This window comes from Emcibacter nanhaiensis, from assembly GCF_006385175.1.
GTDB lineage: Bacteria > Pseudomonadota > Alphaproteobacteria > Sphingomonadales > Emcibacteraceae > Emcibacter > Emcibacter nanhaiensis.
Genome location: NZ_VFIY01000015.1, coordinates 235,182 through 251,819, shown reverse-complemented (window position 1 = coordinate 251,819; position 16,638 = coordinate 235,182). Strand labels below are relative to the sequence as shown.

11 protein-coding genes and 1 tRNA gene are annotated in these 16,638 nt (G+C 58.5%); 5 read left to right on the top strand and 7 right to left on the bottom strand.

The window, feature by feature from the left end:
- Positions 1-69: 69 nt before the first annotated feature.
- The gene (locus FIV46_RS13095) at positions 70-594 is read right to left on the bottom strand and encodes a prolyl-tRNA synthetase associated domain-containing protein (RefSeq protein ID WP_139941378.1); all 525 of its coding nucleotides are present in this window, start codon (positions 592-594) and stop codon (positions 70-72) included.
- 170 nt (positions 595-764) lie between these two features.
- Between FIV46_RS13095 and FIV46_RS13090 the strand changes: the two genes are divergently transcribed.
- Both FIV46_RS13090 and FIV46_RS13085 read left to right on the top strand, forming a co-directional pair.
- Positions 765-839, top strand: a tRNA-Gly gene (locus FIV46_RS13090).
- A 151-nt stretch (positions 840-990) separates the two neighbouring features.
- Positions 991-1,662 carry a response regulator gene (locus FIV46_RS13085; RefSeq protein WP_139941377.1) on the top strand — a complete coding sequence of 224 codons (672 nt, stop codon included), beginning with the start codon at positions 991-993 and terminating at the stop codon, positions 1,660-1,662.
- A 3-nt stretch (positions 1,663-1,665) separates the two neighbouring features.
- Here the strand turns inward: FIV46_RS13085 and FIV46_RS13080 are convergent, their stop codons facing one another.
- The 3 genes from FIV46_RS13080 to FIV46_RS13070 are packed head-to-tail and all read right to left on the bottom strand — an operon-like array spanning position 1,666 to position 8,583.
- The gene (locus FIV46_RS13080; protein WP_139941376.1) at positions 1,666-5,172 is read right to left on the bottom strand and encodes a PAS domain-containing hybrid sensor histidine kinase/response regulator; all 3,507 of its coding nucleotides are present in this window, start codon (positions 5,170-5,172) and stop codon (positions 1,666-1,668) included.
- Positions 5,173-5,221: 49 nt separating this feature from the next.
- Positions 5,222-7,261, bottom strand: a complete 2,040-nt coding sequence (locus FIV46_RS13075) for a 3-hydroxybutyrate oligomer hydrolase family protein (RefSeq protein WP_181163234.1) — start codon at positions 7,259-7,261, stop codon at positions 5,222-5,224.
- An 11-nt stretch (positions 7,262-7,272) separates the two neighbouring features.
- A complete protein-coding gene (locus tag FIV46_RS13070) occupies positions 7,273-8,583 on the bottom strand; it encodes a GntP family permease (RefSeq protein ID WP_139941374.1) in 1,311 nt (436 codons plus the stop codon).
- A gap of 272 nt (positions 8,584-8,855) precedes the next feature.
- Between FIV46_RS13070 and FIV46_RS13065 the strand changes: the two genes are divergently transcribed.
- The gene (locus FIV46_RS13065; protein WP_139941373.1) at positions 8,856-11,189 is read left to right on the top strand and encodes a TonB-dependent receptor; all 2,334 of its coding nucleotides are present in this window, start codon (positions 8,856-8,858) and stop codon (positions 11,187-11,189) included.
- Positions 11,190-11,313: 124 nt separating this feature from the next.
- Here the strand turns inward: FIV46_RS13065 and FIV46_RS13060 are convergent, their stop codons facing one another.
- A complete protein-coding gene (locus FIV46_RS13060) occupies positions 11,314-12,093 on the bottom strand; it encodes an SDR family oxidoreductase (RefSeq protein WP_139941372.1) in 780 nt (259 codons plus the stop codon).
- A 151-nt stretch (positions 12,094-12,244) separates the two neighbouring features.
- Between FIV46_RS13060 and FIV46_RS13055 the strand changes: the two genes are divergently transcribed.
- Both FIV46_RS13055 and FIV46_RS13050 read left to right on the top strand, forming a co-directional pair.
- On the top strand, positions 12,245-12,733 hold the full coding sequence (locus FIV46_RS13055) for a glutathione peroxidase (protein ID WP_139941371.1): 489 nt from the start codon (positions 12,245-12,247) through the stop codon (positions 12,731-12,733).
- Positions 12,734-13,204, top strand: coding sequence for a MarR family winged helix-turn-helix transcriptional regulator (locus tag FIV46_RS13050; RefSeq protein ID WP_139941370.1), 471 nt, complete (start codon positions 12,734-12,736; stop codon positions 13,202-13,204).
- A gap of 55 nt (positions 13,205-13,259) precedes the next feature.
- Here the strand turns inward: FIV46_RS13050 and FIV46_RS13045 are convergent, their stop codons facing one another.
- Entirely contained in the window at positions 13,260-13,466 is a 207-nt protein-coding gene (locus FIV46_RS13045; RefSeq protein ID WP_139941369.1) for a cold-shock protein, read from the bottom strand.
- A gap of 297 nt (positions 13,467-13,763) precedes the next feature.
- Positions 13,764-16,622 carry a formate dehydrogenase subunit alpha gene (gene fdhF / locus FIV46_RS13040; protein WP_139941368.1) on the bottom strand — a complete coding sequence of 953 codons (2,859 nt, stop codon included), beginning with the start codon at positions 16,620-16,622 and terminating at the stop codon, positions 13,764-13,766.
- Positions 16,623-16,638: the final 16 nt, after the last annotated feature.

The following is a 16,638-nucleotide window of genomic DNA, read 5'->3' as shown; positions in this document are numbered from 1 at the left end:
GGGCGCCTCTTGTCACTGCCCATCATTGTTTTTTCTCTGGTCTTTAATATAGAGTGAAACAGGCCCCGGTTAAAGAACGGCGGCGTCAAAATCCATAATTATCGGTTCGATTCCGAAATGACGGACGAATTTGAGCAGGTCAGCACGGCGGATTGTGGTGGTCGCCTCGTTATGAAGCGGGTGATAGTTGAGCAACTCATGGTCCATCATTGCCTTGTCGAGAATCAGGGTGAAGCCGTCTTCCCGGTAGCGGTCCGGCAGATTGACCAGGCTGAAAGGCGTGACTGAGCCCGGCGTGACCCCGAGCACTTCCTGCATCAGCTCGGCGGAACCGAAGCTCAGCCGGCCGACCGACAGCTTATCGCTTTTCTGCAGCGCCTTGATGTCGAGACGCCGGTCCTCAAGCAGCACCACCAGCAGCAGGCGGCCTTTTTTGTCTTTCAGGAAAAGACTCTTGCAGTGGCCGCCTTCAATGTTGCTGCACAGGGCCTGGCTGTCTTCGACCGAAAAAACCGGTGCATGCCGGACGGTCCGGGTTTCGATTCCCAGTTCCTCAAAACACTTAAAGAGTTTTTCTTCCGCCTGATTGCTCATTTTCCAGCCAATAGTCCTGTTTTTAACCTGCAAAAACCGGCTTTTTTATAGCGGCGGGCCTTGATGACAATCAAATGAAATTTATTTGGATTTTGTACTTGCATTTGGAAAACATCTGCGTATTATCCCGCCCACAAGTCGCGTTGATGCGGCTTGCCCCAAATTGGAATGCGGGCGTAGCTCAGGGGTAGAGCATAACCTTGCCAAGGTTAGGGTCGTGAGTTCGAATCTCATCGCCCGCTCCAATTTCTTAAGAGAAAAGCATTTACTGGGCCGTCTCACTTGTGAGCGGCTTTTTTCTGTTTTGCACCCCGTCCTGCCGCGATATTTCCTGTACCTCTGCCGCCAAAGGCGCTAGCATGGCCGCCATAGGGAGAGAATAAAATAACCGGGTCCATGGACGACAAAAGAACCATCATCATCGCCGACGACCATCCGCTGTTCCGCACGGCCCTGCAACAGGCCATCGGGCAGGCGTTCGGCGACTGCCATATTCATGAAGCCGGCACCCTCGACGACCTGCAGCAGAAGCTGGAGGAAGTGCCGCATGCCGACTTCCTGCTGCTGGATTTGCAGATGCCCGGCACCTTCGGCTATTCCGGCCTGATTTTTATTCGTGAACAGTTCCCCGAACTGCCTATCATTATTGTGTCCGGCAACGAAGCCCCGGCCACCATTCACCAGTGCCTGAATTACGGCGCCGCCGGGTTCATCGCCAAATCCCAGAGCCTGCCGGAGATGGCTGAAGCTCTGCAGGCCGTCGATCAGGGACAACCCTGGATTCCGGAAGCCGCGCGATCAAGCCGGCCCGCACCCGACCCGGACAAACAGGATGTGGCCCGCATACTCGGCAGCCTGACCCCACAGCAATATCGCGTGCTGAGCTACATGGCCCAAGGCCTTTTGAACAAGCAGATCGCCTATGAGATGGACCTGTCCATCTCCACGGTGAAGGCGCATATGACATCGATCCTGAAAAAATTCGGCATGTTCCGCCGCACTCAGATCGTGGCGGCCATGAAGCAGCTGGACCTTGAAGAACTGGACCAGCCCCAGAACAGCGTCTGACGCTTAGCCTTCAGACCAGATTTTCGCGAGAACCGTTCGGAGCGACGCCGCCCGGAGCGGCTTGGGCAGGTAATAGTAGCCCTTTTCCCGCGCTTCCTTTTTGACCTGTTCGGTCTGGTCGGCGGAAATGACAATACAGGGAATTTCCCCGGCCTGCGCCTTATTAAAGGCCGAGACTATATCGATGCCGGTGCGGACACCGTCCAGATGATAATCAGCCAGGATCACATCTGGCCGGGTTTGGGCCAATGCCGACAAAAACTCTTCTTCGCTACGGCAGCCTGTAACCTCACACTGCCAGTTGCCAAGCAGCGCTTCCATGCCAAGCAAAATGGAGGAATCATTATCGAGGCAGACCACCCGGCGCCCGGCGAAGCTGTCCCACTGCGCCTGGCTATCCTTTTGGGATGAGGCAGACTGAGCAGTCCTCTCGCCAAGGGGAACCGTTACGGAAAAGCAGCTGCCCCTGCCATGTTCCGAATGCACCCTGACGTCATGACCGAGCATGCCGGACATACGCCGGACAATGGCAAGGCCGAGGCCGAGCCCCTTTTCGGTGGCCTGGTCAAGAAAATCGAGGCGCTGGAACTCGCCGAAAATCTGTTCCTGATATTCCTCGGGAATGCCGCTGCCGGTATCCCAGACCTCAATCCGCACCTGGTCCGGCCCGGCCCGGCGGCAGCCCAGCAGAACCCGGCCCTGCCGCGTATATTTCAGGGCATTGGACAGGAAATTCTGCAGGATCCGGCGCAGGAACTGCCGGTCACTGCGCACAATATAGCCGCCGCATTTCAGGGTCAGTTCGAGCCCCTTGTCCTCAAACAGCGGCCGGAATTCAGTGCCCAGCCCCGCCACCACGTCTTCCAGGGCAAAGTCGGTAATCTCGGGCCGGATGGCACCCGCTTCCAGTTTGGAAATATCCAGCACTTCCTTGAGGATTTCCTCTACCGAGTTGAGGGAGCTGTCCAGATGGTCGACAAGATCATCGGTCTTTCCATCAAAGGACTTCTGGTCCAGCGCCGAGGTGAAAATCCGCGCCGCATTGAGCGGCTGCAGAACGTCATGGCTGACCGCAGCAAGAAACCGGGTTTTGCTGCGGTTGGCATCTTCCGCTTCCGCCTTGGCCGTCGCCAGTTCCCGGGTTCGTTCAGCCACCCGCTGCTCCAGGGTTTCGTTGGCCTCCTTGAGTGCGGCCTCGGCGTTTTTGAATTCGGTAATGTCGGTGTAGCTGGTGACAAAGCCGCCGCCCGGCATGGGCTTGCCGCGCATCTCGACCACCGTGCCGTCCTTACGAAAGCGCTGGAAGGTATAGGCCGACCCCGCCTCCATATAGTCGATCCGTTTCCTGATTTCCTCTTCCGGCTCGGCAGCGCCGAAATCGCCCCGGTCGGCACAGAAACGGATCAGTTCCGAGACATGGCGTCCCTCATAGAGGAAACCGTCGGGGTAGCCGAGAATCTCCTCATAGCTTTTGTTCCAGGCCACCATGCGCAGGTTATGGTCAACCACGCTGATGCCCTGGCTGACATTGTCCATGGAGGACTGCAGCAGGTCGCGGTTATATTTGAAGACGGTCGAGGCCTCGTCAACGATGCTGACGAAGTCATCCAGCTTGATGTTGCGGCCCTCGAGCGCCATTTTCAGCACCACCCGGGCCGAGGCCGAGCCGATCGCCCCGGCCAGCAGGCGTTCGGTAAACAGGATGGTGGCGCCAACCGCCTTGTCCGAGGGCTGCAGGCTTAAGCCCTTGTCATCGGCAAATTTGCGGAACGCTTCCCGGGCCGCCTCCTCGCCAATGAAGCGTTCGGCGAGCGACTGCAGGTCTGCGTTATTGACCACTTCCCGGAACTGGCTCAGGTCCTCGCCGCTTTCCCCCTGGTCCTGATCGGTGAAAGTCGCCGCCTGGATATGTTCCACCAGGTTGGCCTTTGAGCGGAGTGAAACGAAGACATAGAGGCCGCTGTTGAACAGCAGGCTCCAGAACAGGCCGTGCCCCACCGTATCCATGAAGTCGGTGCCGAACAGCGCCGTCGGCCGGAGCCAGCTTTGCCCGAACAGTCCCTGCTCCACCAGATCCCCGCTCCACAGGCCGGAGCGGGCAAGTTCGGGAATCATCAGGGTATAGAAACAGACGACCAGGCCAGCCAGTAACCCGGCCATCACGCCACGCCGGTGCCCCTGCTTCCAGTACATGCCGCCAATCAGCGGCGGGGCAAACTGGCTCAGGAGCGCCATGGACAACAGGCCGAAACTGGCCAGTTCCGAATAGCTGGTGAGAATACGATAATAGAGATAGGCCAAGCTGATGATCAGCACGATGGCAATGCGGCGCACCAGCGGCACAATGGCGGAAAAATCCCGGGTCGTGTCCCGGGTGAAAAAGGCCGAACGCAGCAACAAGGGAATGACCACGTCGTTACAGACCATAATGCTGAGCGTCACCGTGGAAATGATCACCATACTGACCGCTGCGGCGAGACCGCCCAGATAAATCAAAACCGCAAATGCGGGATGGCCGGTGGAGAGCGGCAGGCTGAGAATATACATGTCCGGGTTGGCGTCCGCTGGCATCAACAGCAGACCGGCGCTGGTGATGGGCCAGATAAACAGGCCGATCAGGAACAGGAAGGCGGCAAATATCCAGCGCGCCACCTTGAGGTCCGACACCCGGGTGTTTTCCACCACGATCACATGGAAAGACCGCGGCAGACAGAAAATGGCCAGGCCGCCGAGGACAATGGACGACAGGAAGCTGTATTCGGAAGAGGCCTGCTCCTGCACATGATCATAGATCCCTTCCACTGCCGCCCGGTCAATCAGGTCGCCAAGGCCGCCGAACAGCCCGTAGGTGACAAACAGGCCGGCGCCGATAAAGACCAGCAGCTTGAACAGGGACAGGAAGGCCACCACCAGCATCAGTCCTTCGTGCCGTTCCGACGAGACCACACGGCGCGCCCCGAACAGGATGGAAAACAGCATCATCAACACTGCCACGAACAAGGCGGTATCGCGGCCAAAGGGCAGCGGGGAAGACGGCCAGCTCTGTTCCATAAAGCCGCCGGTCAGCACGTTGAAGCTGCTGGCCAGGGCTTTAAGCTGCAGAGCGATATAGGGCGTAACGCCGATGATGGCGACCAGGGTCACCAGGATGGCCAATGATTGGGACTTTCCGTAGCGGGCGGAAACGAAGTCAGCGATGGAGGTAATATTCTGGCGATGGCCGATGGTGAGCATCTTTTCCACCAGGCCCACCGCAAACAGCATCACCAGGATCCCGCCCACATAAGTGGGGCCGAACACCCAGCCGTTCTGGGCCGACTGGCCAATGGTGCCATACATGGCCCAGGTAGTGCTGTGCACGGCAAAGCCGAGGCCGTAAATGACCGGACGCCAGCGGGACCGGTTGAGCACGTCCGCCCGCCGGTCCCCGAGCCAGGCCATGAAAAACAGTCCCCCCATGAACGCGAGGGAAATCAGAATAATAGTCCAGTTACTCAGCAGGTCTGCCAACTCGGATGCGTCCTCCCGTCAGCCTTTATTGTTGCCCCTATTGACCCGTCTATTCTGGTACCGTCAGGCGATCGCCGTCAAATGTAATTTCCATTTTGCCGGGCGCGGCCGCGATCGCCGGCATATGGTCCGCAGCCAGCGGCGGTACGGTGCCGGCCGGATCCATGCCCCGCTCCTTGGTGTCGAGCAGCTGGCTCGGCGGCAGCGGCGCACCCTTTTTCAGGTGATCCCACATCAGATCCAGCGATTGCTCGAAATAATAATGCATCGGCGCTAGTTTGGCGGCAAAGGCCGGCAGCATGCTGAGCGCGTCGAAATGCTGGCCGTTGCGCACCTCGTAATAATGCAGGTCTGATGCGTCGCCCTTTTTCGCCTTGTTCAGCGCATAGTAGGAGCGGGAAGCGAAGTTTACATGGATCAGGCTGTCCCTGCGGCCATGCACAATGATCGCCGGACGCCCACCGAGGTCGGCGGAGTTGCGTACTTCTTCCATCCCGGTGGCCACCGCCGGATCCTGTTGCACCAGTCCGTCAAAGCACAAGGCGCTGGTGGCGTCATGGTCAAACAGGCCGTTTTCCGGGTTGGGGGTGAACTGGGCCCGCTGCCAGCCGGCATCGGACTTCTTGACCCAGTTGATGTCGTTGCTCGGGATCATGCCGGTGCTTTTGGCGAAATTCACCTGTTTGCGTTCGGCCGGATAGTCCTCCAACTGACCGGTTTTGCTGGTGGCGCCGATGGCCACGCCGCACAACTGGTCTTCGACCCCGTAACGGCCGAAGGCCATGGCGTAATCGCCGACCACCGCCGGCCAGATTTCCGAGAAGACGGAGAATCCGTCCATCAAACTGCTGTCCTCGAGCACACCGTAGGCACGCAGTTGCGCCCGCGCATCCCGGGAGCGATCCTCAGCTGTATCTCCCTTGACCAGGCCTTTTTCCGCCAAGGTCTGGCAGCGATTGGCAAGGCCCGCGTCGCCGAGCGGGATATAGGCGCGCAGCGGCAGGTCCCTGGGTTCAGAGAGCATGGCGCAGGCCAGCAGGACATTGACCTTGCTGCTGTATTCCAGGAACTGGGCCCCGTTCAGGGCAAGCTCATTCGCGCCCCAGGCGACAGACACCGGCCCCACACTGGCCATGTCCGGGGACACATTGGGCTCGGACACTACAATGGCGTCGATCAGCCCGTCCCCGTCCTGTTCCGCCGCCTTGAGGCTGCTGTACCCTCCGTTGGAGATACTGGAGGCAATCACTGTCACCGTATCTTTGTCATAGACTTTACCGCCCTGTTCGGGCTGGTGGTATTTGTTGAGGATATAAAAACCGACCCGAATGGATTCGAGTACGATCCGGCCCCAGTCCTTCATACTGTTGTCCCGGGAATGGGCATGCTTGAGAGCGATGTGCAGGGGGTTTTCCGCCGCATAGGCTTTGAGTGCCTCGGTTTCGTCCAGCTGAAAGGGTACCGGGGCGTCACTCTTCTTCACCAACCGGCCATGCATGTCATAGACCAGCCCCTCGCCCAGGAACTGCATGCCGATGCCGGTTGCCTTGTCGGTGTAGGCCACGGCGCAGCCCTTGGGCAGAGCCCAACTGCCGACCGTGCCCACCGCCCCAAATACAGAGCGCCCGCCGGATGACGGCGCCGTCACCAGGCAGGGATCATTCTTGTCAAAATTATCCGGCACCTGGATCATATAGGTGACCGGCTGCTTGAGGCCGTCGATCGTCCCCATGACCAGATATTCATGCCCCGCGACCTTGCCTTCCCCTTTCGGGCCATAGAGCCGGCCATAGCCCCCTGCATCGGTCACATCCACCAGAGCGCGGAAATTGAAATAGATGGTCAGCCGGCGGATTTCCTCCACCGTCGGATTGAGCGGATCCGCCAGCTGCGGCTCCGGCCCCTGCAGCCCGGCCGTACCCAGCCCGGCGGTCAGCAGATCATTGTCCGAGCCGTCATAATAGGCATGTGTCTCGGTCCCGATCAGGGAAGCCGGCTTTTGCACCTCGGCCTTCTCCGTGCCGCAGGCCGACAGGGCGGCCAGCGAGGCGAGGGTTACGGACATCAGTTTCAGTCGGGTCAGAGTCATGATCATTCTCTCTATAGTATAAACAGGGCGATGGCCATCGCCAGCCCGATTGTGGGCACGATGACGGTCAGCGCGCCCAGCGGCGCATAGGCATTTTTATGGGTTTCCTTGCAGATGGCATGAATGGTGGTCACCACATAGCCATTGTGCGGCAGGCTGTCGAGCGCCCCCGAGGCGATCGCCACCACCCTGTGCAAGGCTTCCGGGTTGACGCCGGCATCCAGGTAATGAGGGGCCAGCAACGGCAGGGCAATGGACTGCCCGCCCGAGGCCGAGCCGGTCAGGCCGGCGATCACCGTGACCGCGACCGCTGCGCCGACCAGTTCGTTGCCCGGCAGGTTGGTCATGAAATCCACCGCCGCAGCGAAGGCGGGCGTGGCCTGGGCGACGGTGCCGAAGCCCACCACTGCCGCCGTATTGGCGATGGCGATCACCGCTCCGGTGGCGCCGATGGCGCAGGTTTTCTGCAGATTGTCAAAGCGGTGCAGGTTCAGAAATATCCCCATCAGAACCCCGCTCAGCAGCGCCAGGATCAATGCCGACTCCTTCAACGAGTCATGAAACATGAAAGCGACCACAAGCACCGTCAGCAGCGGCAGCAGGCTGAGCAGCGGATGCGGCTTGGACGAAAAATTACGCTCGAACACATCGTCGGAGCGGACCTCGAAACTTTCCCCGTTGCGCACCGCGCGGCGGATCATGAAGCTGAGCCACCAGTAGCCGAACAGCATCATGAACAGGGCCACCACCAGGCTCACCTGCCAGCCGGCAAAATGGGTGGTGCCGAGATATTTGATCGGGATCCAGTTCTGGATTTCCGGCGATCCGGCGGAGGTCATGGTGAAAGTCACCGAGCCGAAAGCCAGGGTCGCGGGAATGAAGCGGCGCGGCAGGTTCGCTTCCCTGAACAGGCTGAGCGCAATGGGATAGACGGAGAAAGCCACGACAAAGACACTGACCCCGCCGTAGGTCAGGATCGCACAGGCGCCGACCACGGCCAGCACCGCATTGCGTTTGCCCAGTTTGCCGATCACCCAGTCGGAGAAACTGTAGGCGGCGCCGGAGTCCTCCATCACCTTGCCGAAAATGGCGCCGAGCAGGAACATGAAAAACCAGCTGAAGATAAATTTAGTGAAGCCCGCCATATAATTGCTGACGAAATTGGCCTCGCCCTCGCCGGCCCACTGCGGCATCAGGGTGAGGTCGCCGGTGAGCGCCACAATCAGGGCGCAGAACGGAGCGGCAATCATAATGCTGACCCCCCGGATGGTGAGGTAAATCAGCAGCAGCAAACCGCCTATCAGACCAATTAAGCTTAACATTATATTAGCGCAGCCTCCCGGGGCTATATATTTAACATATTGTTTTTTATAGGTTTATTATGAAATTTGACTCGCATTCTATGGGAGAATCGGCTCGCAAGGGTATATGGACCTAGGTCTATAGGGCGCACCCGTAAAAGCTGTGATAGGTTTTCTCGGGTCAAACGGGAAAAGATAAAAATCCCGTCCATGGAAATTGGGTTGATGCCGGTCCGGGACGACCGCATAAGGCATCAATCGGGAAACCAAAACACATCTGGGAGGTCCTTCTGATGAACAGAACACCGTTTAAATCAAAATTCTTACATTCCGTCTCCCTGGCGGGGATTCTGGCCGGCGCCACCATCGTCAGTGTGCCCGGCTGGGCCAACGCCCAGGAAGCCGACGACGGCTATGTGCTTGAGGAAATCACCGTCACCGCCCGTCGCCGGTCAGAAAGCCTGCAGGATGTTCCGGTTGCGGTTTCCGCCTTTGGCGCAGACATGCTCGAGAACCAGGGCGTGCAGGACATTGTCGAGGTGGCGAAATTCACCCCGAACCTGACCCTGGAGGTTTCCCGCGGCACCAACACCACCCTGACCGCCTTTATTCGCGGTATCGGCCAGCAGGATCCGGTCGCCGGTTTTGAGGCCGGTGTTGGTCTCTATATTGATGACGTTTACCTCAACCGGCCGCAGGCTGCCGTGGTTGACATCTATGACGTGGAACGGATCGAGGTCCTGCGCGGTCCGCAGGGTACCCTGTACGGCCGCAACACCATCGGGGGCGCCGTGAAATATGTCACCAAACGGCTGGCGGACGACCCTGAACTCAATGTCCGCGGTTCTATCGGCACCTATGAACAGCTGGACCTGGTGGTCAGCGGCAGTACCCCGGTTTCAGATACGGTTCGCGTCGGCGCCGCCCTGGCGACACTGAACCGTGGCGGATTTGGTGAAAACCTCAACATCAGCGGCTTGGACAACTACCACAAGCAGGTGGTGGCCGGACGGGGATCCGTTGAGTTCACGCCTTCAGATACTGTTTTCATCCGCTTGGCCGCCGACTATATCAAAGATGACTCCGATCCGCGCCAGGGCCACCGCCTGATCCCGAGCACCTCCGGTGATCCGGTCCTGGACAACGTATTTGATACCCGGGCAGGTCTCAACAATCCGAAACAGAGTGTGGAAGCCTACGGTTTTTCCGGTGTGCTGGAATGGCAGCTGAGCGATACCCTGACGGTGAAGAATATCGCGGCCTACCGCAAGGATGAGTCATGGAGCCCGATCGATTTTGACAGTCTGCCGGCAGCGGACCTCGATGTTCCCGTACTGTATAAAAATGATCAGTTCTCTGAAGAATTCCAGTTGATTTATGAAGGTGAGCGACTGAGCGGCGTTGCCGGTTTTTACTACCTGGACGCCAACGCTTTCAATGATTTCGATGTAATCCTTGGCACCACCGGCGACCTGATCGGCTTGCCGGGCCTCAACGCCAACACGCTCGGCGATGTTGACACCAGCACCTGGTCTGTATTCGGCGACTTCACCTATGACCTCACCGAACAGTTCAGCCTGTCCGTCGGCGGTCGCTATACCAGCGACAAACGCACGTCACAGGTTCTGCGCCGCACCTTCATCGGCGGTACTTCCGAACGTTTTGGCGGCGATGCAGTTGTGATCGCCACGACCTCCGACTTTAACGGCAGCGAAACATACGAAAAATTCACGCCCCGGGCATCTTTGAGCTTCAAGCCCAACGATAACCACAACATCTACCTGAGCTATAGCGAGGGATTCAAGGGCGGTGGTTTTGACCCCCGCAGCCAGACAACCGCGGCGCCGGATCTGGACGGTGACGGCGACATCGATTACGAAGATATTTTCAACTTCATGTCTTTCGAGCCGGAAACCGTCAAAACCGTTGAACTCGGCTGGAAAGCCTCGCTGTTCGATAACCGGATGGACATCAGTGTTGCCGGCTTCCTGTCCAATTACACAAACATCCAGATTCCGGGCTCTGTCGGCACCCCTGACGGCACCTTTATCGGCGTAACCTCCAACGCCGGGGATGCGGACGTCAACGGGATCGAAATCGAGGGCCGGGCCCTTCTGGCGGGCGACCTGACCGGACAGGGCGACACGCTGAATATGAACTTCTCAGTTGGATATCTGGACGCCAAGTTCAACGAATTTATCGACGCCTTCGGCGAAGATGTCGCGGACGAGCGCGTGTTCCAGAACACCCCGGACTGGACGGCGAGCGGCTCACTGCAGTATACCCGGCCGCTGTCCCTCGGCTCCTACGATGGTGCATTGTCCGTGATTACCTCCGTGGCCTACCGCAGCGATGCCAGCCAGTTTGAGACCCCCAATCCCTATCTGGATCAGCCGGGCTTTGCCCTCTGGGATGCAAGTCTGGTCTGGAATGCGGAAGACGACAAACTTTCCATCGGTGCGCATGTCAAGAACATTACCGACAAGAAATATATCGTAGCGGGCTATAATTTTGTTGCCATCGGCGACGACGGAACCGTCACCCCGACACTGGGCACCGAGGGAACATTGACCGCCTTCTACGGCAACCCGCGGACCTTCACCCTGACAGTGGACTACCGTTTCTAAAAAGTCTCCTCCCTAGACTTTCCGGGAAGGCCTGACCTTCCCGGACACCAACTCACCGATCTCCCCGGGGCGCTTGCGCCCCATTTTTTTATTTAAGGGGAGCGCCTGTCGCCCCGTTTTTTGTCTAAAACGTCCCCGGATAGTCGCCGCCGTCAATCAACAGGTTCTGGCCGGTGATATAGCCGGCGCGGGCGCTGCACAGGAAAGCGCAATAGGCGCCGAATTCATCGGGATTACCGAGCCGCCCGGCCGGAAAGTTTTTGGCGAAGATGGCAATGGCCTCTTCTTCGGAAATGCCGTCCCGGGTGGTGATCATATTCAGCAGTGACGTCATGCGGTCGGTGGCAAACAGCCCCGGCAGCAAATTGTTGATGGTCACATTATGGGCCACCCCGTCCCGGGCAATGCCGGCAATAAACCCGGTCAGGCCGGTGCGCGCCCCGTTGGACAGGCCGAGCGGCTTGAAGGGCGATTTCACCCCGGCGCTGGTGATATTGACAATGCGGCCGAACTTGCGGGCGATCATGCCGTCCAAGCAGCGCCGGATCATTTCGATCGGCGCGAGCATGTTGCCGTCCAGCGCCATGTGCCAGTCCGCCCGGCTCCAGTCGCGAAAATCCCCGGCCGGCGGCCCGGCTGCATTATTGACCAGGATATCCGGTGCCGGACAGGCGGCAAAAATCTCCTCCTGCCCGGCTTCGGTCGTGACATCGGCCGCCACCGGGGTGACTTTGACGCCAAAGGCGGCGCGAATTTGTTCGGCCGTTTCCCTGAGCGGCCCCGCGCTCCGGGCATTGAGCACCAGGTCGACGCCGGCCTCCGCCAGATGTTCGGCACAGGCCCGGCCCAGCCCCTTGCTCGAGGCGCAGACAATGGCCTTGCGGCCCTTCAGTCCCAAATCCATCGTAATTCTCCTTATCTGATCTGACCTGCATAACAGATATCATTTCCCGGCGGAACTGTCTCCCCGGCAGGAGCAACTATTCGGCTGTCGGTTGACAAATTATATATATTGTGCACAATTTAATTGTTCATAATATAATGAGGCACTTGCTATGTCAGATATTTACTCCATTCCCGTCACGACGAAAAACGGCGAACAGACCACCCTTGAGGCCTATCGTGGCAAGACCCTGTTGATCGTCAATACCGCCAGCGCGTGCGGTTTTACGCCCCAGTTCGAAGGCCTGGAAACCCTGTACCAGACCTATCAGGATCAGGGCCTGGAAATCCTCGGCTTTCCCTGCAACCAGTTCGGCGGCCAGGATCCCGGCAGCCAGGAAGAAATCGAAAGCTTCTGCAAGGTTAACTACGGCGTCACCTTCCCGATTTTCAAGAAGATCGAGGTCAATGGCGACAATGAAGCCCCGCTGTTTACCTGGCTCAAATCGAAGGCCAAAGGCGTGTTGGGCAGCCGCAAGATCAAATGGAATTTCACCAAGTTCCTGGTGGATCCCAGCGGGACAATCGTCAAGCGCTATGCACCGATGACCAAGCCGGGGAAAATTTCCGCCGATATTAAGAAATTACTCGGAGCAGACTAGATGCCAGATCTTCCTCCCGCTGACGACCTGCTCAAACTGGAGAACCAGACCTGTTTCCGGCTCTATGCCGCCTCGCGGGCGATCACAAAAATCTACCAGCCGCTGCTGGCGGAAATTGACCTGACCTATCCCCAGTATCTGGCGATGCTGGTCCTGTGGGAAAATTGCGAAGCTGTAACGGTCAGAACACTGGGGCAACGGCTGATGCTTGATTCCGGCACCCTGAGTCCGCTCCTGAAACGGCTTGCCGCCAAAGGGCTGTTGCTGAAAACACGGGGGAAGCAAGATGAGCGGGAAGTTTATGTGAGCCTGACGGAGAAAGGAACGGCCCTGAAAGAGAAGGCCCGGCAAATTCCTGAACTGCTGCTCTGCCGCGTGCTGGAAGCACAGCTACCGGTCCAGCAAGTCAACGAACGGCTGGACCAGTTGCTCGAGTTCCTGACCGGAAGCGACCAGGCGGCAACGGTCTGAAATAAAAAATGCGGCAGGAAGTCCTGCCGCATTGTCTAAGAAACCAGACTGTTTCTTAACCTGCAGAAAGCTTGGATGCCGCCATCCGGCCGTTGCGGCCTTCTTCCAGCTCGTAAGAAATTTTCTGACCCTCATCCAGGGAATCCATTCCGGCCTGGTGAACCGCGGTGATATGCACGAACACATCGGATCCGCCTTCGTCGGGCTGAATGAAACCAAAACCTTTGGTGGGGTTAAACCATTTGACAGTACCAGTTGCCATTTATTCGTCCTTCATCTTGATATTCAATTAACTTCTCAACACGGAACCCCCGTGTATGATTCTCCCCGGACAACCCGGAAAGAGACATAAAAATCAGGAAGTTAGCGTATCTTCAGAAACCGAATTTTGGCTTATCTTCACTGCATTTTCATACTATTTGTACTTTCTTTATACGGCTTTGGCAACCGCTCTTGATGGGCTATCCTGCCGAAACCAAACGATTTTCACAAAAGAAACATGTTTTTTTAACAAATATCCGGAAGAAAGGCCGGGAATTTCCCGGCCCTTCGATCCCGTTTATTCGGCGATATGCCGCGTCTGTTCGGTGAACTCGTCGTAATGTTCCTGCCAGTCGGACCGCTTGTTGGTGTGGCGCACCTGCACGGCGGTCACTTTATATTCCGGACAGTTGGTGGCCCAGTCGCTGAGCTCCGTGGTCACCACATTGGCGCCGGTTTCCGGCATATGGAAGGTGGTGTAGACCACGCCCGGCTGCATGCGTTCGGAAATATGAGCCCGCAGGCTGGTCTCCCCCATCCGGCTTTCCAGACTGACCAGATCGCCGTCGGCAATATTGCGTTCTTCGGCATCATGGGGATGGATTTCCAGCACATCCTCTTCATGCCAGACATTATTCTCGGTGCGGCGGGTCTGGGCGCCCACATTATACTGGCTGAGAATCCGCCCGGTGGTCAGCAGCAGCGGGAAGCGACGGGTGACCTTCTCCTTGGTCGGGACAAATTCGGTCACCACAAAGTTGCCCTTGCCGCGCACGAAGCCGCCCACATGCATGGTCACGGTGCCTTCCGGGGCTTCATCATTGCAGGGCCACTGAATGCTGCCCTTCTGGTCCAGCTTGTCAAAACTGATCCCGGCAAAGGACGGCGTCAGGCGGGCGATTTCGTCCATGATCTCGGACGCCTCGTTATACTGCATGTCATAGCCCATGGCCCGGGCGATGCGGCAGGTGATTTCCCATTCATCCATGCCCTGGCCGTCGGGCCCGTTTTTCGGCGACATGGCCTTGCGCACCCGGCTGGTACGGCGTTCGGCATTGATAAAGGTGCCGTCTTTTTCCAGGAAGCTGGTGCCGGGCAGGAAGATATGGGCAAAGCGGGCGGTTTCGTTGAGAAACAGGTCCTGCACGATCAGGCAGTCCAGGTTGCCGAGCGCCGCTTCCACATGGTGGGTGTTGGGATCGCTCTGGGCGACGTCTTCACCCTGGATATACATGGCCTTGTAACTGCCGTCCACCGCAGCATCGAACATCCCGGGAATGCGCAGGCCAGGTTCATTATCCAGCTTGACGCCCCAGTCCTGTTCAAACAGGCTGCGGGTCGCGTCGTCAGACACATGGCGGTAGCCCGGGAACTCGTGCGGGAAGGAGCCCATGTCGCAGGAGCCCTGCACGTTATTCTGGCCGCGCATGGGGTTGACCCCGGCGCCTTCAAAACCGATATTGCCGGTCGCCATGGCCAGGTTGGCCATGCCCATCACCATGGTGGAGCCCTGGCTGTGTTCGGTCACGCCGAGGCCGTAGTAGATCGCGGCGCGACCTTCCTTGCCGTCATGGGCGGAGGCATAAAGCCGGGCGGCGGCGCGAATATCCTCGGCCGGTACGCCGGTGATTTCCGCCACATTCTCCGGGCTGTTTTCCTCGCGCAGGACAAATTCCCGCCAGGCCTCATAGGCCTCGAGGTCGCAGCGCTCGTTGATATAGTCTTTCTGCTCCAGCCCTTCGCTGACAATCACATGGGCCAGGGCATTGACCATGGCCACATTGGTGCCGGGCTTGAGCGGCAGATGATAGTCCGCCCTGATATGCGGAGTCTGCACCAGTTCGATGGCGCGCGGGTCAATGATGATCAGCTTGGCGCCCTGGCGCAGCCGCCGCTTCATCTGGGAGGCAAACACCGGGTGGGCATCGGACGGGTTGGAGCCGATGATCATGATCACATCCGCTTCGAGCACGCTGTCGAACGCCTGGGTGCCGGCGCTGGTGCCAAGGGTTTCCTTGAGGCCGTAGCCGGTCGGGCTGTGGCAGACACGGGCGCAGGTATCCACATTGTTGTTGCCGAAGGCGGCGCGGATCAGTTTCTGCACCACATAGACTTCCTCGTTGGTGCAACGGGAAGAGGTGATGCCGCCGATGGATTTACGGCCGTATTTTTCCTGCACTTCCTTGAGGCGTTTGGCGCTGTATTCGATAGCCTCGTCCCAGCTCACCTCCCGCCAGGGATCGGTGATCTTTTCACGGATCATCGGGCTGATGACCCGGTCCTGGTGGGTGGCATAACCCCAGGCGAAGCGGCCTTTAACACAGCTGTGGCCATGGTTGGCCTTGCCGTCCTTCCACGGCACCATGCGAACAACCTCGCTGCCTTTCATTTCCGCCTTGAAACCGCAGCCGACACCGCAATAGGCGCAGGTGGTGATGACGGAATGTTCCGGCTGGCCCATTTCGATGACGCTGTCTTCCATCAGGGTCGCGGTCGGACAGGCGTCCACACAGGCGCCGCAGGACACGCAGTCGCTTTCCAGGAACGGCTGGTCGGCGCCGGCGGAAACATGGCTGTCAAAGCCGCGCCCTCCGATGGTCAGGGCAAAGGTGCCCTGCACTTCCTCGCAGGCGCGCACGCAACGGGAACAGACGATACATTTGCTGGGATCGAAGGTGAAATAGGGGTTGCTCTCGTCCTTCTCAGCCTCGAGATGGTTTTCCCCGTCATAGCCATAGCGCACATTCCGCAGGCCGACCTGGCCGGCCATATCCTGCAGTTCACAGTTGCCGTTGGCGGAACAGGTCAGGCAGTCCAGCGGGTGGTCGGAGATATAAAGCTCCATCACCCCGCGGCGCACCCGGGCCAGCTTGTCATTTTCGGTGGTGACCTTCATGCCGTCTTCTGCCGGCAGGGTACAGCTTGACGGCAGGCCGCGACGGCCTTCCACCTCGACCACACACAGGCGGCAGGAACCGAAGGATTCCAGCTTGTCGGTGGCGCAAAGCTTGGGGATATTGATGCCCACTTCCGCCGCCGCACGAATGACCGAGGTGCCCTCCGGCACGGTCACGCTGCGGCCGTCAATTTCCAGCGTCACCTGCTTGTCGCTGGTGCGCGCCGGGGTTCCGAAATCTTTGTCCCTGATCAGAGTCATCTTATCTCACTCCGTT